This is a genomic window from Martinezella multihospitum (assembly GCF_900094585.1).
Classification (GTDB): domain Bacteria; phylum Pseudomonadota; class Alphaproteobacteria; order Rhizobiales; family Rhizobiaceae; genus Rhizobium; species Rhizobium multihospitium.
On sequence record NZ_FMAG01000007.1, the window covers coordinates 225,531 to 248,344 of the forward strand.

Genomic DNA, 22,814 nt, shown 5'->3' on the forward strand with positions numbered 1-22,814 from the left:
GGCACGGACATAAAGTTCGTGAATGAAAACATGGACCCCCGGCATTTCCGAACGCTATTCATTTCTGACGTGCACCTCGGCTCGAAGGCCGCCAAGGCGGACTACCTGCTCGATTTTCTCCGTTACCACGACGCCGACACGATCTTTCTGGTCGGGGATATCGTTGATGGCTGGAGATTGAAGCGGAACTGGTACTGGCCGCAGGATTGTAACGACGTCGTGCAGAAGCTCCTGCGCAAGGCGCGCAAGGGTACGCGCATCGTTTATATCCCTGGCAATCACGACGAATTCCTGCGTGACTTCCCCGGAATGCACTTCGGCGGTATCGAGGTGGCACAGCGCGCCATGCACGAAACGGCTGACGGGAAGAAATATCTCGTGCTCCACGGCGATGAATTCGACGTCGTGGTTCGTAATGCCCGCCTGCTCGCCTATCTCGGCGACTGGGCTTACGACATGGCCATCTTGATCAATATCGGGCTTGCAGCGGTACGCCGCCGCCTGAACATGCCTTATTGGTCCTTTTCGGCCTGGGCGAAGCTGCAGGTGAAGCACGCCGTCAATTTCATCGGCGAGTTTCAGCGTGTCGTCGCCGAAGAGGCCAAGCGCAACGACGCCGATGGCGTGATCTGCGGTCACATCCACCATGCGGTCATCGAGGATCTCGACGGTGTGCGCTACATCAATACCGGCGACTGGGTGGAGAGCTGCACGGCGATCGCCGAGCATGAGGACGGTACGTTCGAGCTGATCACCTGGCGGGCTATCCTCGAGACGCAGCCTGTGGATTCTCTGGTCGGAGAATTGCCGCGGCCGATCGGTGCGCAGGCGGCATAATTCCTACGCCTCTTCACGTCGCTGATAATGGCCTGTCATAATTATTGATCGCCGTAGGACGGCCTTGGCTTCGGATTTTTCCGAAACGTTACGGTTTTGGCCATTTCTCGCCATAGTCGTATTCTCGATAGCATGATAGGGACAAATAAGTTCCCCTTCAGGTCTGTCATGATTCCCGCGATCAAGTCCTTCCAGGGCGAGGGTGCGCCTCCATATTTCCGCTTGCGTGCCGCCTTGTCCTATTGCGCTCCGTTGTTCGTCAACGGCATTGCCGTACCCTTCTTTCCCGTCTGGTTGGCGGGGCTGAATTTCAACGATCACGAGATTGGCCTGGTGATCGCCATTCCCATGGTCGTGCGCGTCCTCGTGACACCCATCATCGCGGTGCTCGCCGATCATATGAGGGAGCGGGCCGATGTATTGTTGTGGTCGGGTGCCTTGTCGCTGCTGACGGCAATCGCGCTTTACTGGACCAGCGATTTCTGGCCGGTGCTTCTGGTCTACGGTATTCAGGGCGCTACCTATGCGCCTTACGTGCCGGTGGTCGAATCGATTGCCATGTCGGGCGTGCGCCGCTGGGGCTTCGATTATGGCTCCATGCGGGTCTGGGGATCGATCACCTTCATCCTGTCGACCCTTCTCGGCGGCCAGCTGATTGGCATGTGGGGTGGTACAACAGTATTGCCCGTGATGGTGGCGGGGTTCATTCTGACGACGTTGATGGGCTTTTTCGCGCCGCGCATCGGGCCGACGCGCCGGCGTAACCAACCGATCAATCTGCAATCACCGACCGGAAATCTGCGCTCGCCGCAATTGCTCATCACCATGATCGGCGTGTCAATACAGCAATCGAGCCATGCGATGCTCTATACGTTTGCGTCGATCTACTGGCATAAGCTCGGCTTTTCCGGCGCCGAGATAGCCGTGCTGTGGAGCATTGGCGTTACGGCCGAGGTGATGGTTTTCTTCCTGTCGAAGAAACTGAGCAGGCGGTTCAGCGCCTGGACGCTCATCTTCTTCGGTTCGACCATGTGCATTCTGCGCTGGGTCCTGTTTCCGAGCAATTTCGGTTTCATCGGCTATTTCGTGCTGCAGTGCTTTCATTCCTGCACCTATGCCTGCGTCCATACCGGTGTTCAGCGGCGCATCGTTGCGTCCGTCCATGAGGCGCAGGAATCATCGGCCCAGGGCGCCTATTATTTCTACAATGGCATGTTCCTGGGCCTGATGACGCTTGCATCCGGCTATCTCTATGCCTGGCTTGACCTGGCTAGCTATTATGTCATGGCCGGCATCGCTGCCTTCGGGCTTGCGATGGTCGTTTTCGCCTATGGATTGCAGGACAGGAAGCCGGCAATCGACGGGGGTGCTCACGGCGTATCCTGACGCGGTGCAACAAATTCATTTGGATATCAAAAAGCCGTGACATATGTTGGCGCCGGCGCGAGATGGAAATTCCATGCATAGTCGGTGTATTAAGCACTGACCATGCGGGCTCACCGAGTCGGCATATGTTGTGCCAGATTTGAAAGACGCATGAGTTTGAAAGCAGCCGAACAAAGGTCCGATGCACCGAAGATCGATGATGCGCCCGAAGGCGCAGGCCATCGCTATCGGCTGGAGGGCAATTGGCGCAGCGCCAATGTGCACGGCGTGCTGCGTCAGATCGAGCAGCTGTCGAAGCGTAGCTCCGGTGGCGAGGTCGTGATCGATCTTTCCGGTCTTTCCGATGTCGATACGGCGGGTGCGCTGTTGATCCGCCGGCTGAAGGAAAGTCAGGAAGCGCATAAGGCCCATGTCACGATCGAGGGCTCCAATCCGCATATCGATGAATTGCTGACCGCGTTCGATGCGTATCCGGACGATGAGGCCGCCGCGGCAAAGCCGAGGACATCATTGGCGGAGCGCATATTGGCGCCCATCGGCAAAACCGTCTACGAGATCTGGGGCAATCTCGTCGCCGCCATGTATATTCTGGGCTCGGCCGTGCGCGGCGCGCAGCTTAAATTCGGCCGCGGCAGTGGTGTTTCACCGGCCTCGATCATCAATCAGATCGACCATATGGCGGTGCGCGCCGTTCCGATCATCCTGCTGATGTCGTCGCTGATCGGTGCGATCATCGCTCAGCAGGGCGCTTTCCAGCTGCGCTATTTCGGCGCGGAAATCTTCGTGGTCGATCTCGTCGGCATCCTGCAATTGCGCGAAATCGGCGTGCTTCTGACGGCGATCATGATCGCCGGCCGTTCCGGCAGCGCGATTACAGCCGAAATCGGCTCCATGAAGATGCGCGAGGAAGTGGACGCGCTGAAGGTCATGGGTCTGAATCCCATCGGCGTCCTGATTTTCCCCCGGCTGGTGGCGCTGACGGTCGCTTTGCCGCTGCTGACCGTTATTGCCAACTTCGCTGCGCTTTTTGGCGCCGCCCTGGTGTCCTGGGCATATTCCGGCATCACGTTTGCGACCTTCATCTCGCGACTGCACGAGGCCGTCAGCCTTTCGACGATCATTTCGGGCATGATCAAGGCGCCGTTCATGGCGCTTGTTATCGGCATCGTCGCGGCGGTCGAGGGATTGAAGGTGGGGGGCAGTGCGGAGTCTCTCGGTCAGCACGTGACTTCATCGGTGGTGAAGTCGATCTTCGTCGTTATCCTCATGGACGGGCTCTTCGCCATGTTCTACGCAGCAATCGACTTCTGAGAGACGATAACGATGAGCGCGCTTCACTCGGAAATCCCGTTGGAAAAGGATGAGCAGGGCAGGGACATAGTGCTGTCGGCGCGGGATGTCACCGTCGGCTTCGGATCGAAGATCGTCCTCGACAAGCTGAACCTCAATATCTATCGCGGCGAGATCCTTGGTTTCGTCGGTGCCTCCGGCGCGGGGAAGTCCGTGCTGCTGCGCACGGTGCTGCGGCTGCTGCCGCGCCGCTCGGGCAAGATCGAGATTCTCGGTGAAGATTACGACAAGCTCGACGAGCAGGACCGCAACCGCCTCGATATGCGGCTCGGTGTTCTCTTCCAGCAGGGTGCGCTGTTTTCCTCACTGACGGTCAAGGAAAACATCCAGGTGCCGATGCGGGAATATCTGGACCTGCCCAAGGAGATGATGGACGAGCTGGCGCTGATGAAGATCCGCATGGTGGGTCTCGCCGCTGATGCCGCCGACAAATATCCTTCCGAACTTTCCGGCGGCATGATCAAGCGCGCGGCGCTTGCCAGGGCCCTGGCGCTCGACCCCGACCTCGTTTTCCTCGACGAGCCGACCTCGGGCCTCGATCCGATCGGCGCTTCGGAGTTCGACGAGCTGATCGCCAAGCTGCGCGACACGCTCGGCCTGACCGTTTATATGGTGACTCACGACCTCGACAGCCTGTTTTCCGTCTGCGACCGTATTGCTGTCCTCGGACAGAAGCGGGTATTGGTGGAAGGTACGGTTGAGGACATGCTCGCCTGTGATGATCCCTGGGTGCAATCCTACTTCAGGGGCAAGCGCGCACGTTCGATCGTGCCGCGCGAGGACATCAGAGGGCACAACGACGACAAAGGCGCAAGCGCCCACAGCCGCGAGAAGTGACTGGAGACTATGGAAACCAAAGCCAATTATACGATCGTTGGGTTCTTCACGCTGCTCGTCATCGCGGCTGCCTTCGGTTTCGTCTACTGGATGGCCGAGTATGGCCGCGGCGGCCCGATGGTCGAGCTTGTCGTGCGCATTCCCGGCTCGGCAAACGGCTTGAGCGTCGGCTCGCCAGTTCGCTTCAACGGCATTCAGGTGGGCTCGGTGCAGGGTCTGTCGATCGATGCCGACGATCCGAACTATTCGCTTGCCTTTACGCAGGTGCGCGCCGATGCGCCGGTCTATACCTCGACCAAGGCCATTCTTGAGATCCAGGGCCTGACGGGAGCTGCCTACATCGAGCTTTCCGGCGGCCGCAACGGCGACGAAAACATCCTCAAGCGTTCGATCGACACGGGCAAGCGGGCGGTGTTGCTTGCGGATCAATCGAGCGTGACCAATCTGTTGACGACGGCCGACAAGATCCTGAACCGCGCCAATGATACGATTGGTGACATTCAGGGCTTCGTCTCGGATTCGCGTGGGCCGTTGACGGATACCGTGCGCAATGCGCAGAAATTCTCGAAGGCCATCGCCGACAATTCCGACAATATCGACAAGTTCCTGGCAAGCGTCGGGCAGCTTTCCGATACCTTCAAGACCGTCTCGACCCGCGTCGATTCGACACTGGATGCGATCGAAAAGCTGGTGCGCGCGGTCGATGCGCAGAAGGTCAACGACGTCATCGCCAATGCCGACAAGATCACGGCCAATGTTGCCGACGCGACGACCGACCTGAAGGCGACGATTGCGAGCTTCAAGCAGACAGCCGACACCTATACGACGTTCGGTCAGAATGCTCAAAAGACGCTGGACCGCGTCGATGCGATCGTCGCGCAGATCGATCCGGCCAAGATCAAGGGATCGGTTGACGATATTGCCGATGTGACGAAGCAGGCGCGCACGGCGGTCGCATCGATCCGCGACGTCGCCAATTCCGTTGCTGCGCATCAGCAGGATATCGACCAGACGATCGCCAATGCCCGTGACATCTCCACCAAGCTCAACGCGGCATCCGGCAAGGTCGACGGGATCCTGACCAAGGTCAATTCCCTGCTCGGCGATGACAGCACGAAATCGCTGTTCGCAGAAGCCAAGGACACGCTCGAATCCTTCAAGAAGATGGCGGACAATCTCAATTCCCGCATCGGTCCGATCGCCGACAATCTGCAGAAATTTTCCAGCAGCGGCTTGCGCGATGCCCAGACCCTCATCAACGACATGAGGGGTACGGTTGACAACCTGAATAGTACAATCACTAATTTCGACCGCAATCCGCAGCGATTGATCTTCGGCGGGGATACGGTCAAAACTTATGACGGCCGGGCGCGGCATTGATGAATAGCGATATCTGGTCTCCAGGGGATAAGCGGAATATGGTCGGTTGCGTGTCGAGTGAGCGTCATCAGGTGTGGAAAGCTGTGATCGCATTGCCTTTGCTCGCAGCCTTGCTCGGGGGCTGTGGAACCTCCGCAAGCAACGACACCTACGATCTTTCCGCCTCTGTGAAGGGAAATGGGCCTTCGGTGAAAAACCGGCAGATCCTTATCCCGGCACCGACTGCACTGCAGGCGCTGGACAGCAACCAGATCGTCATCCGAGTCTCGCCGTCGGCAATCCAATATCTCGGCAAATCGCAATGGAGCGACAAGCTGAGCAAGATGGTGCAATCGAAGCTGGTCGAGGCTTTCGAGAACACAGGCAAGCTTGGCGGCGTCGGCGTACCAGGGCAGGGGCTTGCGATCGACTATCAGATCGTCACCGATATCCGCTCCTTCGAGATCAATGCGTCCGGCGGCCAGAAGACGGCAATCGTCGAAATCTCGGAAAAGATCTTGAACGATCGCACCGGTACGGTGAAGGCCCAGAACGTGTTCCGGAAGGTCGTGCCGATCAGTGGCGGCAGCAATCCCGATTTCGTGCGAGCGCTTGATGCCGCATTTGCTGGTGTGACAGGCGAACTCGTCGACTGGACGTTGCGCTCGCTGTAAGGGCGATCAGCGCTCCATCAATTGCTTCAGTGTCTCCAGATCGCCCATGACATGCGCGGCATCGGCCGCGAATTGTGCAGCGTCCATGCCCGGCAGCTGGAGCACGGTGAACATGACCTCGCAACCATCGCCGTTCGGTGCGACACGCAAGGCATTATAGACCTGCAGATCGGATTCCAGCGTTACCCAATGGTCGATGACGCCGAAGTCATTGCGAGGCGCGAAGCGCACTCGTGCAGTCCCAAGCATGCCTTCGGCGATCCAGTCATCCCCATCCTGCGTCAGTCCCGATGCCAGGCCAGAGGCCCAGAAAGGCATGTTTTCCGGGCGGCTGGCGTAGTCGTAGACCTCCCTCCAGTCGCGAGCGATGGAGACATGTACGATCTTCGCGCTCATGGTCGACATGATGGTTTCCTCCTCTATATCACCCTCATGGGGCTGCGATCGGCAGAAAAAACGTCAGTTCGGAAACGGATGAATCGCGAATTCCGCAACATTGTTGCACAGTCCTGCAAAGAGAACGATTCACGGCTTTCGAAGACTTGCCGTTTTCCGTCCGGAGTGCAACAACAGCCCCCAACGCAGGGCTGTCGCCGGTCGCGTCGAGCGTCGGTGGCATTGCGTCACATCGGATGTTGCTGTGTCTTCCGGGTCTTCAGGGTGGGGCCGGGCGCAGTCAACGGCTCATTGGAGGATTGTCGTGGAAAAGGCAGAAATCGGGCTGATCGGTCTCGCGGTGATGGGATCGAATCTGGCGCTCAATATCGCTGAAAAAGGCAACAAGATTGCAGTGTTCAACCGTACTCCTCAGGTGACGGATGAATTTTATGCGAATGCGGGCGCACTCAAGGACAAGATCATTCCCTGCAAGACGATCGAGGAATTCGTCGAGGCGATCCGCCCGCCGCGGCCGATCATCATCATGATCAAGGCCGGCGAGCCGGTCGACCAGCAGATGGCGGCGCTGCAGCCGTATCTGGACAAGGGCGACATCATGATCGACGCCGGCAACGCCAATTTCCGCGACACGATCGCCCGCTTCGACCGTCTGAAGGACACCGGCCTGACCTTCATCGGCATGGGCGTGTCCGGCGGCGAGGAAGGTGCGCGCCACGGCCCGTCCATCATGGTCGGCGGCACGGAAGAGTCCTACAAGCGCGTTGAGAAGGTGCTGACCTCGATCGCTGCGAAATACAATGACGATCCATGCGTAGCTTGGCTCGGCAATGACGGCGCCGGCCATTTCGTCAAGACCATTCACAACGGCATCGAATATGCCGACATGCAGATGATCGCCGAAATCTACGGCATTCTGCGCGATGGTCTCGGAAAAAGCGCTGCCGAAATCAGCTCGATCTTCGGCAACTGGAACAAGGGTCGCCTCAACTCCTACCTTATCGAGATCACCGAGAAGGTTCTTGCCGCCAAGGACCCGGCAACCGGCAGCGCCATGCCGGATATCATCCTCGACAAAGCCGGCCAGAAGGGCACCGGTAAGTGGTCTGCCATCGAAGCCCAGAACATGGGCATTCCGGCCACCGCCATCGAAGCGGCCGTTGCAGCCCGCAGCCTCTCGGCCATCAAAAGCCAGCGTGAAGCTGCCGAGAAGATTTTCGGCACGCCTGACTACAAGTTCCCGATCGCTTTCGGCCCCGATCTGCTGAAGGATCTCGAGCTTGCGCTGTTTGCCGCCAAGATCGGCGCCTATGCGCAGGGCTTTGCCGTCATGGCCGAGGCTTCGAAGGAGTTCAACTGGTCGCTGCCGATGCCTGTCATCGCCAAGATCTGGCGTGCCGGCTGCATCATCCGTTCGCAATTCCTCGACGAGATCACCAGCGCCTTCACCAAGACCCCGGATGCGGCGAACCTGATCGTCACTCCGGCCTTTGCCGAGATGGTCAAGGAATCGATCCCGTCGCTGCGCCGCATCGTTTCGGCTGCGACCGCATCCGGTCTGCCGGTTCCCGCCCTTGCTTCGGCATTGACCTACTTCGATGCCTATCGCCAGGCGCGTGGCACCGCCAACCTGATCCAGGCCCAGCGCGACTTCTTCGGTGCGCACGGTTTCGACCGCATCGACGGCAAGGACATCCATCACGGCCCATGGGGCAGCGGCGCTCAAGGCTGAAAAAACAGTCAGATGTGATTATGAAAAAGCCCGCCGGAGAAATCCGGCGGGCTTTTCGTTGTCAGCTCGTCGGCCAGACGGGTGGGCTGATGCTTTGCAGCAGTTCTGGCTCCACGCCGTCGATACGGGCGATGACCGCCTTGGCGAGTTCCCGGCCGGCATGGCGGAAATCCTCCGAGACCGTGATGATCTCGGGCCTGATCCAGCTCAACACGTCGGTCGATTGCTTGGCGACCATGTCGATGTCGCGGCCGAGACGGAAGCCGGCGGCCTCGATGCCGGCGTTGACGGCGATAGCGCCGCCGCTGCTGGAGCAGACGATCCCGTCTGGCGCATGCGGTGAGCGCATTAGCGCCTCGACCGTATCCTTGATATCGGCAAGCGCGTTGTCGGTGGTGATCCTGAGCGGGATTTCCTCGGCACCATATTGGTGCAAGCCGGTCTGGAAGCCGATGCGGGTGTGCGAATAATAGGTCAGCTTGCTGGAGGGCTGCAGCAGTGCCAGGCGGCGGCGGCCTCTTGCGACCAGTGCCCGCACGGCCTCATGTGCGAAGGCCTCGTTGTCGAAATCATGGAAAGGATGGATGATGCCCATATCCGTCCGCCCATGGGTCGAGAAGGGCATACCGCGTTCATGCATGAGCTCGACGCGCGGATCATCCGGCTCTGTACGCGATATGATGACACCATCGGCCGAGCCGGTGTCGAGAATGTAGCGCACCGGCACCAGTGGATCCTTGCTGTGCGAATGCGGCGTGATGACCAGATGATATTGCGTGCCGGCCAGAACCTCGGAAATGCCGAAGACGATGTGGCTGGTGAAGCCCATGATTTCTTCATCGATGCTCAGCACCAGGGCGATGACGTTGGTCTTGCCGGTTCTCAGGCGCACGCCCGCACGGTTCGGTTGATAACCCAATTGCCGGGCGACCATGCGCACCCGCTCCTTGGTCTCGGCGCCGATATCGGGGGCATCCTTCAACGCGCGAGAAACGGTGGTGATCCCTAACCCCGTCATGAAGGCGATTGTTTTCAATGTCGGCCGTTCGGGAGTGGATGGCGCTCCGCTCCCTGACATTTTCTTATTTTCCATTTCGCTCACGCTTGCCTCCCGGCCGCCTCCCGCAGCCAATCCGCTTATATTGCCAATGTGCCCACCGCAAGCATAGACGCCATGCGGCTTCGCCAATGCAATGAGAAAAACTGTAACGATACAGTTGAAAAGTCGAGCCTTATTTTGACACCGATTTTCATGCCTATTCCCTTGGTTGTATTCGCGATCCTTGTCTCGAAAATTGAGCGGGCCAAGATTGTGTATGAGGGTTGGATGAGCGTCTTCTTTGTAAAAGTTGTTGAATATCAATTATTTGTAAGGAATTTCCAGATTTTTCGGCGGCCGATGTTGCGATGGAGTGAAGTTATCTTCCACAGGTAAAATGTAATCCCTGATTGTATATTCAAGCAGTCATGAAAAATTTGTGGCTAGGCGGTTGCGCGTTGAAAATGATTCGAATACGTTTTTCCGGCAACGTTTCAGTGAGGGAGGAGAACTCATGAATATTCGTTTGATGGCCGCCGCTTTGCTCGCATCTGTCGCGATCCCGGCCTTTTCAGCGCATGCGACTGATCTCGAAGTAACGCATTGGTGGACATCGGGCGGCGAGGCTGCTGCCGTGAAGGTTCTGGCTGAGCAATACAACGCTTTGGGCGACAATCACTGGGTCGATGGCGCTATCGCCGGGTCCGGTTCGACCGCAACGCCCCTTATCGTCAGCCGTATCCTGGGCGGCAATCCCATGGGCGCCACGCAGCTCAACACGGGTCGCGACGCCGAGGAGCTGGTCAAGGCCGGCCTGATGACTGATCTGACCGATCTTGCCGAGAAGGAACACTGGAAGGACATCATTCGTCCGGCCAGCCTGCTCAACTCCTGCACCTATGAGGGCCGTGTCTATTGCGTGCCGCTCAATATCCACTCCTGGCAGTGGATGTGGGTCAACCGGCACGTCTTCGAAGACAACGGCATGAAGGTTCCGGCCAACTGGGATGAGTTCGTTGCCGACGCGCCGAAGCTGCGCGAGAAGGGCATCATTCCGCTTGCGACCGGCGCTCCATGGCAGGTCGACGGCATGCGCAGCGTCATGCAGATCGGCATCGGCGGCAAGGAAACCTATCTTGCGATCTATCAGAAGAAAGACGCAGACGCTGTGAAGAGCCCCGAAAACCGCAAGGTTTGGGATGCTTTCGCGCAGGCTCGCGATCTGGTGGACGAGAGCTATTCCGGCCGCGACTGGAACGTCGCCACCAACATGGTGATCACAGGCAAGGCCGCCGCACAGATCATGGGCGACTGGGCGCAGGGCGAGTTTGGCGTTGCCAAGCAGGTTGCCGGCAAGGACTACGACTGCTTGCCGGGCCTCGGCTTCAATGGCCTGCTCGATACCGGTGGCGACAGCTTCTATTTCCCGAAGAACAGCAATCCCGATATCACCAAGGCGCAGCTCGAACTTGCGAGCATGCTCGTGTCCAAGGAAACCCAGGTCAAGTTCAACCTCGCCAAGGGATCGCTGCCGGTGCGTGGCGATATCGATCTGAGCGCGGCCAGCAGCTGCATGAAGAAGGGTCTGGAAATCCTGAAGAATCCGGACAACGTCGTGCCGGGCGTCACCCAGCTGATCGATCCGGATACGCGCGGCCAGATGACCGACCTCGGGCTACAGTTCTTCTCGTCGAAGATGACGGTAGACGAGGCGATCGAAAAGCAGGCCGCCATCTTCAAGCAGGCGCAGTAAGCAGACGACCATCCTATCAATCGCGATGGCCGGCTTAGGACGGGCGAGGGTACTCGCCTGTCCTGATGCGCGCCACCAACGGAGGTATCGATGGCTAACGCTGTCCGGCCATTTGGTCTGTTCCGCAACCTGAATGCAAAGATCGCCGCCATTCCCATGGTGTTGACGGTGATCGTCGTCTTCATCGGTTGCACGCTCTGGACCGTCATCTATTCGTTCACAGATTCAAGACTGCTACCGAGCTCCAACTTCGTCGGTCTGGCGCAATATCAGCGCCTGTGGGGCACCGATCGCTGGAATGTCTCGATCGGCAATCTCGCCACCTATGGCATTCTCAGCCTGGTTTTCGCGTTCGTCGTCGGCTTCATCCTGGCCGTGCTGATGGATCAGAAGATCCGCTTCGAGAATACCTTCCGCACCATTTTCCTCTATCCCTTCGCCCTGTCGTTCATCGTCACCGGCCTTGTCTGGCAATGGATCCTCGATCCGGCGCTCGGCCTGCCGAAACTGGCGCAGGACATGGGATTTACCTGGTTCAATTTCGCGTTGCTCGGCAATCAGAAGACCGTGCTCTACGCGCTCGTCATCGCCGGGCTCTGGCAGGGCACGGGTCTTGTCATGGTGCTGATGTTGGCGGGCCTTCGCGGTATCGACGGTGAGATCTGGAAGGCGGCCCGCGTCGACGGCATTCCGGCCTGGCGAACCTATATTTTCGTCGTCATCCCAATGATGCGCGGTGTCTTCGTCACCACGCTCGTCATCGTCGCCTCGGGCATCGTGCGCGTCTACGATCTGGTCGTCGCCATGACCGCGGGCGGGCCGGGCTTCGCGTCCGAAATGCCGGCCAAATATGTCTACGACTTCATGTTCCAGCGTTCGAATCTTGGGCAGGCGCTTGCCGCCTCCACAGTCATGCTGGTCACCGTGTTCATCTTCGTCGTGCCGTGGGCTCTCTACGAGTTCCGCCAGAAGCGCAGATAAGGAAGGCACTAAATGGCACTTGCCACCACAATCGAGCCTTCGGGCGCAAAACCCAAGCGCCGCTTCGCGCCGCGCACCATCATGCTCTATGGCATTCTCGGGCTTGCCGCACTCTACTACGTGCTGCCGCTCTATGTGATGATCGTCACTTCGTTGAAAGGCATGCCGGAAATCCGCCTCGGAAATATTTTCGCGCCACCGATGGAAATCACCTTCGAGCCATGGGTGAAAGCCTGGTCGCAGGCCTGCACTGGTCTTTATTGCCACGGCATTCAGGTCGGCTTCTGGAATTCGGTGAAGATCCTCGTTCCGAGCGTCATCGTCTCGATTGCCGTCGCTTCGGTCAACGGCTATGCGCTGGCCAACTGGCGTTTCAAGGGATCGGAAGTCTTCTTCACGATCCTGCTCTTCGGCGCTTTCATCCCCTACCAGGTCATGCTCTATCCGCTGGTCATGGTGCTGCGCGAGCTCGGCCTGTTCGCGACGCTTGGCGGCATCGTACTTGTGCATACGATCTTCGGCATGCCGATCAACACACTGCTGTTCCGCAATTATTTCGCCTCGCTTCCGCCCGAACTCTTCAAGGCGGCGCGTGTCGATGGCGCGGGCTTCTGGCAGATCTTCCTGCGTATCATGCTGCCGATGTCGCTGCCGATCTTCGTCGTCGGCATCATCATCCAGATCACCGGCATCTGGAACGACTTCCTGTTCGGCGTCATTTTTGCCGGCACGCAGAACTATCCGATGACCGTGCAGCTCAACAACGTCGTCAACGCCGTTCAGGGTGTGAAGGAATACAACGTCAACATGGCCGCAACGCTGCTGACCGGCGCGGTGCCGCTTATCGTCTATTTCGTGTCCGGACGGCTCTTCGTCCGCGGCATCGCCGCCGGCGCAGTGAAGGGGTGATCCATGAACAGCAGCGTTTCCATCAAAGACCTTTCGCTGAATTTCGGTGCGGTCAACGTCCTGAAGAATCTCAATCTCGAGATCAATGACGGCGAGTTCCTGGTGCTTCTCGGTTCGTCCGGCTGCGGCAAGTCGACCTTGCTTAACTGCATTGCCGGCCTTCTCGATATCAGCGAGGGGCAGATCTTCATCAAGGGCAAGAACGTCACCTGGGAAGAGCCCAAGGATCGCGGCATTGGCATGGTGTTCCAGTCCTATGCGCTCTATCCGCAGATGTCGGTCGAGAAGAACCTCTCCTTCGGCCTGCGCGTCGCCAAGGTGCCAGGAGAGGAGATCAACAAGCGCATTGCGCGTGCCGCCGAAATCCTGCAGATCGAGCCGCTTTTGAAGCGCAAACCGGCCGAGCTTTCGGGCGGTCAGCGCCAGCGCGTCGCGATCGGCCGTGCCCTGGTGCGCGATGTCGACGTCTTCCTCTTCGATGAGCCGCTCTCGAACCTCGATGCCAAGCTGCGCTCGGAGCTGCGCGTCGAAATCAAGCGGCTGCACCAGTCACTGAAGAACACGATGATCTACGTGACCCACGACCAGATCGAGGCGCTGACGCTTGCCGATCGCATCGCGATCATGAAGAACGGCGTCATCATGCAGCTCGACGATCCCACGACAATCTATAACGAGCCGCGCAATCTCTTCGTTGCCGGCTTCATCGGATCGCCGTCGATGAACTTCCTCAAGGGCGAGCTGGTCAATCGCGAAGGCAAGGTCGTGTTCGCGACCAACGACGTGCTGTTTTCTCTCGATGGTTACAAGGCCGGCGAGGCACTGCAGGCCGGCCGCAAGGTCGTGCTGGGCGTGCGCCCCGAGCACATCAAGGTCAACGAGGAATCGGCGTCCGGCGCCGAGGTCCACAATGCCACAGTCGACATCGAGGAGCCGATGGGTGCTGATAACCTGTTGTGGCTGAAACATGCCGGCCACACCATGTCGGTGCGCGTCAACGGAGCCAGACGTTTCGGCCCCGGCTCGGCCGTGAAGCTCGGCTTTGACATGTCTCTCGCATCGCTCTTTGATGCGCAGACAGAACTCAGAATATGATCCCATGCAAGGAGGCGGTCTTGCCGCCTCCACCTTACAGCGGTCCGGGGAGGTCCGATGTCGTCTTCGATCAATGATAACTTCACCGTCGATCTGGCCGGGTTGTGGAAGCTGACATCTCCCGACAGCGATCATTCGCTTTCCATGTCTCTACCCGGTGATGTGCACACGGCTCTCAGTGCGGAAGGGCTCATCCCCGATCCCTACTTCGGCCGGAACGAAGAGGTCGTGCAGTGGGTCGCCAAGCAGGATTGGGAACTGACGCGCAGCTTCACCCTCGATGATGACGGCGGAGACTGGTATCTCGATATCGATTATCTCGACACGGTTGCCAGCGTCTATGTCAACGAAGCGCTGGTGCTGGAGGCCAACAACTGCTTCCAGCGCTACCGTCCCGATGTCTCGAAAGCGCTGAAGACGGGCGAAAATACCGTTCGCATCGTCCTGCATTCGAGTATTTCGGCCGGCGCCGACCTGCAGGCGAAGCAGCCTTTCTACATTCCCTACAGCACCGGCAATTCGCCGATCCCGAACGGCAACATGCTGCGCAAGCCGCAATGCCATTTCGGTTGGGACTGGAACATCGCGATCGCGCCACTCGGCCTCTACGGCACGATCGCGCTGAAGAAGCTTGAGATCGCGCGCATCGAGAATGTCGTCACTCAGCAGATCCATAACGATGACGGCTCGGTCGATCTCAAGGTGACGGTGGCGCTGTTTGCCAAGGGAACGGGCATCGCCCAGCTCTATTTCTCGCTTGGCGACGAGCGTGTGCGCCTCGATGTCGGCGTCAATGCCGGCGAGACGTCGATCACCCACTTCTTCCATGTCGACAAGCCCAGGTTCTGGTGGCCGGCCGGCAATGGCGAGCAGGCGCTCTATGCCTTGTCAGTCGAAACCAACTTTGAAACCGTAACGCGGCAGATTGGTCTGCGGACGGTCGAGCTGATTACCACAGAAGATGAAGCTGGCAGCCGTTTCGCACTGAAGGTCAATGGCCGCGAAATCTTCGCCCGCGGGGCCAACTGGATTCCCGCCGACGCGCTGTTTTCACGTTCCAACCCGGCCGCGACCCAGGATCTGCTGCAATCGGCAGCGGCAGCCAATATGAATGCCATCCGCGTCTGGGGCGGTGGCTTCTACGAGCACGACTGGTTCTACGATGCCTGCGACCGTTTGGGCCTCATGGTGTGGCAGGACTTCATGTTCGCCTGCAATCTCTATCCCTCGACGGGCGACTTCCTCGAGAATGTCGAGGAGGAAGTCGGCTATCAGGTTCGCCGGCTGGCGACCCATCCTTCGATCGTCCTCTGGTGCGGCGATAATGAGCTGGTGGGCGCGCTTACCTGGTTCGAGGAATCCCGCAAAGATCGCGACCGCTACCTCGTCTCCTACGATCGCCTGAACAGGACGATCGAGAAGGCGATGAAGAAGGCGCTGCCGGATGCGATCTGGTGGCCGTCGAGCCCGGCGTCGGGCTATCTCAATTTCGGCGATGCCTGGCATGCCGATGGCTCCGGCGACATGCATTATTGGTCGGTCTGGCACGAGAACAAGTCCTTCGACAATTATCGCACCGTGCGGCCGCGCTTCTGCTCGGAGTTCGGCTTCCAGTCCTACACCTCGCTGCCGGTCATCAAGACCTATGCCGAGGCGAAGGATATGAACATCGCTTCTCCGGTCATGGAGCTGCATCAGAAGAATGCCGGCGGCAATGAGCGCATTGCCGGCACGATGTTCCGCTACTTCCGCTTCCCGAAGGATTTTCCGAATTTCGTCTATCTGAGCCAGGTCCAGCAGGGCCTCGCGATCAAGACGGCGGTGGAATATTGGCGCTCGCTGAAGCCCCATTGCATGGGCACCATCTATTGGCAGCTCAACGACACCTGGCCGGTGGCCTCGTGGTCGAGCCTCGATTACGGTGGCCGGTGGAAGGTGATGCATTATCTGGTGCGGCGCTTTTTCCAGCCGGTATCCGTTGCGGCAATTCCATCGGAAGATAACAAGACGATCCGCTTCTCTCTCGTCAACGACACCAATGCCGACGTCACAGCCGATATCTCCGTCTCGCTGCTGAAGCTCAATGGCGAACGCGTGCCGCTCAGCACGGCGCATGCCGTCTGCACGCCGGATGCAGCAGTGACGGCATTGTCGATCGATGCGGATCAGATACCGGCGGATTGCTTGCTGGCGTGGCGTTTCACCGCTTCGAACGGCATGGGCGGTGAGGGGCATTATGTTCACGGCACCTACAAGGCACTCGAGCTTCAGCCCGCCGGCCTGACGATGCTGCGGGAGGAGAAAGAGGAAAACGGGACAGTGGAACTCACCGTCACCGCAAAGGGACTTGCGCTGTTCGTGATGATCGAGAGCGAGGTGGAGGGGCGTTATTCCGACAATGCCTTTGATCTTGCCGCCGGCGAAAGCCGCCGCATCGTCTTCACACCGGCGAAGGCCGTCAGGGGCGGCGTTCCTGCATTCCGCATCTACGATCTGCAATCCAGCCAATAGGTGGTCAACCAACCGGTGGATTGAGCTATCGCGTCGCAGTGGCGGCGCTTTCGGGGCCACAAGCCCAAGACAGACGGCCGGCAGGCCATTGGAGGACTATCGATGACGAAACTTGGATTTCAGCTTTATAGCGCCCGCAATTTTCAACCCTATTCGGAGATCTTCGTCAAGCTCGGCAAGGCCGGCTATGCCGAAGTCGAGGGCTTCGGCGGCATCTATGCCGATCTCGACGAGACGGGCCTCAAGACCCTGCGCGCCGAACTCGACAAGAACGGCCTGCGGATGGCGAGCGGCCATTTCAGCCCGGATTTCCTCGACGGCGAAGTGCAGAAGGCGCTGACGATTGGTAAGACCCTCGGCATGGATTCGATCTATGCGCCGCATATCGGCGCCGACCAGCGTCCGAGCGATGCCGCCGGCTGGCGCGCATTCGGGAAGCGCCTGCATGAAATGAGCAAGCCCTACAAGGATGCAGGCTTCGAATTCGGCTGGCACAACCACGACTTCGAATTCGTCAAGCAGGCAGACGGTTCGCTGCCGATCGAGCAGATCTTCGAAGGCGCTCCGGATATTTCCTGGGAAGCCGATATCGCCTGGGTCATTCGCGGCGGCGGCGATCCCTTCGCCTGGATCGAAAAGCTCGGTCCGCGCATCACCGCCGTTCACGTCAAGGACATTGCTCCGGCTGGCGAGAACAAGAATGAAGACGGCTGGGCCGATGTCGGTCATGGTACGGTTCCGTGGGCGAAGCTGCTCAAGGCACTGGCCGGCACCAAGGCCAAGCACTTTGTCGTCGAGCATGACAACCCGAGCGACGTCGATCGCCTGATCACCCGCTCCATCGCATCCTTCAAGAGCTTTTGAGGCACTTCCACATGGCTAAGGAACTTGGCGTCGGCATCATCGGATGCGGCAATATCTCGACCACCTACTTCTCGCTCGCCCCGCTCTTCAAGGGCCTGAAGGTGCTGGCCTGCGCGGATATCAACATGGAAGCGGCGCGTGCGCGCGCCGAGGAGTACAAGGTCAAGGCCCAGACCATCGACGAACTGCTCGCCAATGACGAGCTCGACGTCATCGTCAACCTGACCATCCCGGATGCGCATTTCCCGGTTTCCAAACGCATCCTGGAAGCAGGCAAGCACGTCTACTCCGAAAAGCCGTTGGTGCTGACGCTGGAGCAGGGCGAGGAGCTGCGCCGCATCGCCAAGGAAAAGGGGCTGGCCGTCGGCTGCGCTCCCGATACCTTCCTTGGCGGCGCGCATCAGCTTGCCCGCAAGTTCATCGATGACGGCGGCATCGGCCGCGTCACCTCGGGCTCATGCCATGTCATGAGCCCCGGCATGGAAATGTGGCATCCGAACCCGGACTTCTTCTTCCTGCCCGGCGGCGGCCCGATCCTCGATCTCGGCCCGTATTATGTCGCCAACCTGATCAACCTGATCGGTCCGGTAAAGCGGGTGGGTGCGATGACCTCGATGGCATCGCCGACCCGCACCATCACCAGCCAGCCGCGCAATGGCGAGATCATTCCGGTGAAGACGCCGACGACGATCCAGGCGCTGCTTGAATTCGTGAGCGGTGCTCGCATCACGCTGACGGCGAGCTGGGATGTCTGGTCGCATCGCCATGCCAATATGGAGCTCTACGGCACTGAAGGCTCGCTCTACGTACCCGACCCCAACTTCTTCGGCGGCACCGTCGAGGCCAGCGGTCGCGACAAGGAGATCAAGCCGCTGGAAAACTGGGCGCATCCTTTTGGCATTGCCAACCAGGAAAGCCCAAGCGGCGCCCGGGCCAACTACCGCACGGCCGGCCTTGCCGACATGGCGGCATCGCTGATCGACGGTCGCGATGCACGTTGCTCGCTCGACCGCACGCTGCACGGCGTCGATGTCATGACCTCGATCCTGAAGTCTGGCGAGGAAGGCCGCTTCATCGATCTGACCACGACCTGCACGCAGCCGGCAGCCCTCGGCATCGAAGAGGCACAAGCGCTCTTGAAGTAAGCGCCGGAAGAGCTAGTTTGCGCGCGGGTGACCAACCCGCGCGCTTTTTCATCTCGAAGGAATTCCATCATGGCCTGGCAACCGGCAACCGATCGCTATTCAAAAATGAAATATAACAGGACCGGCCGCTCCGGTCTGAAGCTGCCGGCGGTCTCGCTTGGGCTCTGGCACAATTTCGGCGGCGACACGCCGCATGACCGCAAGGTCGACATGTGCCGCACGGCCTTCGACCTCGGCATCACCCATTTCGACCTCGCCAACAATTACGGACCGCCTCCCGGCAGCGCGGAAACCGCGTTCGGCGAGATTCTGCGCACCGATTTCGCCGGCCTGCGCGACGAGCTCATCATTTCCTCCAAGGCCGGTTACGATATGTGGCCGGGTCCCTATGGCGAATGGGGCAGCCGCAAATATCTGATCGCCTCCTGCGACCAGAGCCTGAAGCGCATGAGTCTCGACTATGTCGATATCTTCTATTCTCACCGCTTCGATCCGGACACGCCGCTTGAGGAAACCTGCGGCGCGCTCGATCATATCGTCCGCTCGGGCAGGGCGCTCTATGTCGGCATTTCCTCCTATAACTCGCAGCGCACGCGCGAGGCTGCCGCCATCCTCAAGGACCTCGGCACGCCATGCCTGATCCATCAGCCGAGCTACTCCATGCTCAACCGCTGGGTCGAGGATGACGGTCTGGTGGACACGCTTGAGGATCTCGGCATCGGTTCGATCGTCTTCTCGCCGCTGGCGCAGGGCATGCTGTCGACCAAGTATCTCGGCGGCATTCCGGACGACAGTCGCGCAGCACAGAACCATTTCCTGAAGCGCGACTTCATCCGTCCGTCGATCATCGACAATATAAGAAAGCTCAACGAGATCGCCGAGAAGCGCGGCCAGACGCTGGCGCAGATGGCGATCGCCTGGGTTCTGCGTGGCGGCCGTATCACCTCGGCTCTGATCGGCGCCAGCCGCTCGTCGCAGATCGTCGATTGCGTCAAGGCGCTCGACAATCTCGACTTCACCGCGGAAGAGCTGAAGCAGATCGATGTCTATGCCAAGGAGGCCGACATCAATCTCTGGGCCAAATCGGCCGAACGCGATTGACCATCCTAAAACGCCCGGAACTGGTTTCCGGGCGTTTTACCTATTGCCGCTTGCCATGGTCTCCGGAGGAGAGAGTTCATGATCCGCAATCCGATCCTGCCGGGGTTCAATCCGGATCCGTCCATCTGCCGCGTCGGCGAGGACTACTACATCGCCACCTCGACATTCGAATGGTATCCGGGCGTGCAGATCCATCATTCGCGCGATCTCGTGAACTGGTCCTTGGTGAGGCGGCCGCTGGAGCGGGCATCGCAGCTCGACATGCGCGGTGAGCCCGACAGCTGCGGCATCTGGGCGCCTTGCCTCTCCTATGCGGATGGCCTGTTCTGGCTCGTCTATACCGACGTCAAGCGTTATGACGGCAACTTCAAGGATGCCCATAATTACATCGTGACCTCGCCGACCATCGAAGGCGAATGGTCCGAGCCGGCCTATGTAAACTCCTCCGGTTTCGATCCCTCGCTGTTCCACGACGACGACGGCCGCAAGTGGTTCGTCAATATGCAATGGAACCACCGCACGGAGAGCTATGGCGGCTCGCCGAAGACGCCGGCCTTCGATGGTATCCTGCTGCAGGAATGGGATCCGGCAACGAAATCCTTGAAGGGACCGATCAGGAACATCTTCGGTGGCACGGAGCTCGGTTTGGTCGAAGGGCCGCATCTCTTCAAGCGCAACGGCTGGTACTATCTGACTACGGCGGAAGGCGGCACCGGCTATGATCATGCGGTGACGATGGCGCGCGCCCGCGACATTGCCGGGCCGTACGAACTGCATCCCAACAAATACCTGATCACCTCGAAGGACCATCCGGAAGCGCCATTGCAACGCGCCGGCCACGGACAATATGTCGAGACGCATGACGGACAGTTCTATCATACGCATCTTTGCGGGCGGCCTCTGCCTCCGCATCGTCGCTGCACGCTCGGTCGGGAGACGGCTCTGCAGAAATGCGTCTGGAAAGGGGATGGCTGGCTCTATCTCGAAAATGGCACCAGCGTTCCCGATGTTGACGTCGCTGGCCTGAATGGCGCCCAGCGTATCGATAAGTCCCGCCGTAGCGGTTATAATTTCGACGAGCGCACTCTTCCGATTGATTTCCAGTGGCTGCGCACGCCGCAGCCGGAACGCATCTTCAGCCTGACGGACCGCCCCGGCCATTTGCGGCTTTTCGCCCGCGAAAGCATCGGTTCCTGGTTCGAGCAGGCGCTCGTCGCCCGCCGTCAGGAACATCACAGTTTCCGTGTCGAAACGGTCGTCGATTTCGAGCCCGACACCTACCAGCAGGTTGCGGGCCTGACGCATTACTACAATCGCTTCAAACTGCATGCCATCGCCGTGACCTTGCATGAGAAGCTCGGCCGCTGCGTCACCATCATGACCTGCCCGGGGGACTATCCGAACGGTCGCCTGAGTTTTCCGATCGAGGGTGGCATCGCAGTGCCGGACGGGCGGATCCAGCTTGCCATGGAAGTGCGGGACAACGACCTGCAGTTCTATTGGCAGGCAGAGGGCATGGGCGCGTGGCAGGCCATCGGGCCTGTGCTCGACGCTGGCGTCATCTCGGATGAAGGCGGCCGCGGCGAGCATGGCTCCTTTACCGGCGCCTTTGCCGGCATGTTTGCCTTCGATACCTCGGGGCGGGCGAAGACGGCGGATTTCGATTGGTTCAACTACGATGAGCTATAAGGCTTCCAGCGGTGCAGGCGCGCCCGGCCGAACCAATCGCGCCCATTACGGAATTGTAATTCGACTGTCAGACGCGTTTCATGTCTGTCACGATAAGTTCGCGTGCAGATTCTGAAATGAGGAAACACCCAATGAGAAAAATCTTCACTGTCCTTCTTGCGGCATCCATCATCGGAATGCCCCTGGCAGCGACTGCGCAAGTCAAGCCTGCTCCCGCCGGCAAGCAGGCCGTCGTCCAGAAGGAAGTGGTGAAGAAGAAGGTCGTCATCCGCAAGGGCGGTTGGGTCAAGGGACGCCGCCTGTCGGCTTCCGACCGCCGCCGCGCAACGGAAATCGACTATCGCGCCTACCAGCTGTCCGCGCCTCCGCGCGGCTATCACTGGGTTCGCCTCAAGAGCAATTTTCTCCTCGTCGGTATTACCAGCGGTTTGATCTCGAAGGTGCATGAGGCCCGCTGAATTCGAATCCATACGGGGAAGGAAAGCAGTCAATTACCGGGCCGCCGCCAGCCGAAATTCGAAGCATTTTCTGTCGCAGCATTCGGATTGCCGGGACTGGCTTTGCGGCAGGAATTTCTCGAAGAATACGACGCCGGCCTTTCAGGGAAGCAAGGGTTTCCGCTCCAACGATCCGTAGCCTTCTTCTCCGAAAACGAACGCCGGCAGACCTATTCCCCCAAATTGACGCCACAGCTCTTCCATCCATTCCATGCAAGCGTCCACGATGGCATCGTTAACTGAAAAGCTTAGCGCCTCCGGATCAAACCTTGGGACATGTGGCTGTATACGGCCATCGACAATCCTGACATCAAAGAGGGAGCGGTATGGCTGTATCGCTTTGTTGAGGACGTAAAGATCCGGGCCGTCCAAGTGAACCATGATGGTGAAGAAGCCTTCCTCACTTTGGCCGGGATGAACCCCCACCATGATCTGCCGGGCTTTTTCTGAAAGTGACCGCTTTACCGCGTGAAGCTTCTCCAACGCCGGTTGCGCATGAGCTCGCAGGATGCCTTGGAGTTCGGTTTTATACTCATCCTCTGTCATCGCCTGCACATCCCCTTCGCTATCTCGGTCAGATATAGTTCCGGCTTCTGCCGTCGTTCCAAAACAAAATCCCCGGCATTTCTGCCGGGGATCGATCATTCCTCTTTTGTCTA

20 protein-coding genes are annotated in these 22,814 nt (G+C 59.1%); 17 read left to right on the forward strand and 3 right to left on the reverse strand.

Annotated elements, in window-relative coordinates:
• Positions 1–30 precede the first annotated feature (30 nt).
• The 6 genes from GA0061103_RS26055 (at position 31) to GA0061103_RS26080 (ending at position 6,443) form a co-directional block, all read left to right on the forward strand.
• On the forward strand, positions 31–837 hold the full coding sequence (locus tag GA0061103_RS26055) for a UDP-2,3-diacylglucosamine diphosphatase (RefSeq protein WP_092716298.1): 807 nt from the start codon (positions 31–33) through the stop codon (positions 835–837).
• A 168-nt stretch (positions 838–1,005) separates the two neighbouring features.
• Entirely contained in the window at positions 1,006–2,223 is a 1,218-nt protein-coding gene (locus tag GA0061103_RS26060) for an MFS transporter (protein WP_092716300.1), read from the forward strand.
• 150 nt (positions 2,224–2,373) lie between these two features.
• Positions 2,374–3,534 (forward strand): ABC transporter permease, encoded by a 1,161-nt coding sequence (locus GA0061103_RS26065; protein ID WP_092716302.1) that lies wholly within the window; start codon positions 2,374–2,376, stop codon positions 3,532–3,534.
• A 12-nt stretch (positions 3,535–3,546) separates the two neighbouring features.
• On the forward strand, positions 3,547–4,410 hold the full coding sequence (locus GA0061103_RS26070) for an ABC transporter ATP-binding protein (protein WP_092716304.1): 864 nt from the start codon (positions 3,547–3,549) through the stop codon (positions 4,408–4,410).
• A 9-nt stretch (positions 4,411–4,419) separates the two neighbouring features.
• The gene (locus tag GA0061103_RS26075; RefSeq protein WP_092716306.1) at positions 4,420–5,790 is read left to right on the forward strand and encodes an MlaD family protein; all 1,371 of its coding nucleotides are present in this window, start codon (positions 4,420–4,422) and stop codon (positions 5,788–5,790) included.
• 38 nt (positions 5,791–5,828) lie between these two features.
• The gene (locus tag GA0061103_RS26080; RefSeq protein WP_092716308.1) at positions 5,829–6,443 is read left to right on the forward strand and encodes an ABC-type transport auxiliary lipoprotein family protein; all 615 of its coding nucleotides are present in this window, start codon (positions 5,829–5,831) and stop codon (positions 6,441–6,443) included.
• Positions 6,444–6,449: 6 nt separating this feature from the next.
• On the opposite strand, the gene GA0061103_RS26085 is transcribed toward GA0061103_RS26080, so the two are convergent.
• Entirely contained in the window at positions 6,450–6,848 is a 399-nt protein-coding gene (locus GA0061103_RS26085) for an SRPBCC family protein (RefSeq protein ID WP_092716310.1), read from the reverse strand.
• A 295-nt stretch (positions 6,849–7,143) separates the two neighbouring features.
• Here GA0061103_RS26085 and gndA point away from each other — a divergent pair, with 295 nt between their 5' ends.
• Positions 7,144–8,571, forward strand: coding sequence for an NADP-dependent phosphogluconate dehydrogenase (gene gndA, locus GA0061103_RS26090; protein WP_092716312.1), 1,428 nt, complete (start codon positions 7,144–7,146; stop codon positions 8,569–8,571).
• Between the two features lie 61 nt (positions 8,572–8,632).
• Here gndA and GA0061103_RS26095 read toward each other — a convergent pair whose 3' ends face one another.
• The gene (locus tag GA0061103_RS26095) at positions 8,633–9,664 is read right to left on the reverse strand and encodes a LacI family transcriptional regulator (protein WP_092716314.1); all 1,032 of its coding nucleotides are present in this window, start codon (positions 9,662–9,664) and stop codon (positions 8,633–8,635) included.
• 460 nt (positions 9,665–10,124) lie between these two features.
• Between GA0061103_RS26095 and GA0061103_RS26105 the strand changes: the two genes are divergently transcribed.
• The 10 genes from GA0061103_RS26105 (at position 10,125) to GA0061103_RS26150 (ending at position 22,116) form a co-directional block, all read left to right on the forward strand.
• Entirely contained in the window at positions 10,125–11,363 is a 1,239-nt protein-coding gene (locus GA0061103_RS26105; RefSeq protein ID WP_092716317.1) for an ABC transporter substrate-binding protein, read from the forward strand.
• A gap of 90 nt (positions 11,364–11,453) precedes the next feature.
• Complete coding sequence (locus GA0061103_RS26110; protein WP_092716319.1) at positions 11,454–12,344, forward strand: carbohydrate ABC transporter permease; 891 nt, start codon at positions 11,454–11,456, stop codon at positions 12,342–12,344.
• 12 nt (positions 12,345–12,356) lie between these two features.
• Positions 12,357–13,253: a carbohydrate ABC transporter permease gene (locus GA0061103_RS26115; RefSeq protein WP_092716321.1), complete on the forward strand. Its 897-nt coding sequence runs from the start codon at positions 12,357–12,359 to the stop codon at positions 13,251–13,253.
• Positions 13,254–13,256: 3 nt separating this feature from the next.
• Positions 13,257–14,348, forward strand: a complete 1,092-nt coding sequence (locus GA0061103_RS26120; RefSeq protein ID WP_092716323.1) for an ABC transporter ATP-binding protein — start codon at positions 13,257–13,259, stop codon at positions 14,346–14,348.
• A 57-nt stretch (positions 14,349–14,405) separates the two neighbouring features.
• A complete protein-coding gene (locus GA0061103_RS26125) occupies positions 14,406–16,859 on the forward strand; it encodes a beta-mannosidase (protein WP_092716325.1) in 2,454 nt (817 codons plus the stop codon).
• 102 nt (positions 16,860–16,961) lie between these two features.
• A complete protein-coding gene (locus tag GA0061103_RS26130; protein WP_092716327.1) occupies positions 16,962–17,723 on the forward strand; it encodes a sugar phosphate isomerase/epimerase family protein in 762 nt (253 codons plus the stop codon).
• 11 nt (positions 17,724–17,734) lie between these two features.
• A complete protein-coding gene (locus tag GA0061103_RS26135; RefSeq protein ID WP_092716329.1) occupies positions 17,735–18,868 on the forward strand; it encodes a Gfo/Idh/MocA family protein in 1,134 nt (377 codons plus the stop codon).
• 69 nt (positions 18,869–18,937) lie between these two features.
• The gene (mgrA, locus tag GA0061103_RS26140; protein WP_092716331.1) at positions 18,938–19,969 is read left to right on the forward strand and encodes an L-glyceraldehyde 3-phosphate reductase; all 1,032 of its coding nucleotides are present in this window, start codon (positions 18,938–18,940) and stop codon (positions 19,967–19,969) included.
• Between the two features lie 78 nt (positions 19,970–20,047).
• Positions 20,048–21,658 carry a glycoside hydrolase family 43 protein gene (locus tag GA0061103_RS26145; protein WP_092716333.1) on the forward strand — a complete coding sequence of 537 codons (1,611 nt, stop codon included), beginning with the start codon at positions 20,048–20,050 and terminating at the stop codon, positions 21,656–21,658.
• A gap of 131 nt (positions 21,659–21,789) precedes the next feature.
• Positions 21,790–22,116, forward strand: a complete 327-nt coding sequence (locus tag GA0061103_RS26150; protein WP_092716335.1) for an RcnB family protein — start codon at positions 21,790–21,792, stop codon at positions 22,114–22,116.
• 141 nt (positions 22,117–22,257) lie between these two features.
• On the opposite strand, the gene GA0061103_RS26155 is transcribed toward GA0061103_RS26150, so the two are convergent.
• Complete coding sequence (locus GA0061103_RS26155; protein WP_092716337.1) at positions 22,258–22,800, reverse strand: DUF6389 family protein; 543 nt, start codon at positions 22,798–22,800, stop codon at positions 22,258–22,260.
• Positions 22,801–22,814 lie beyond the last annotated feature (14 nt).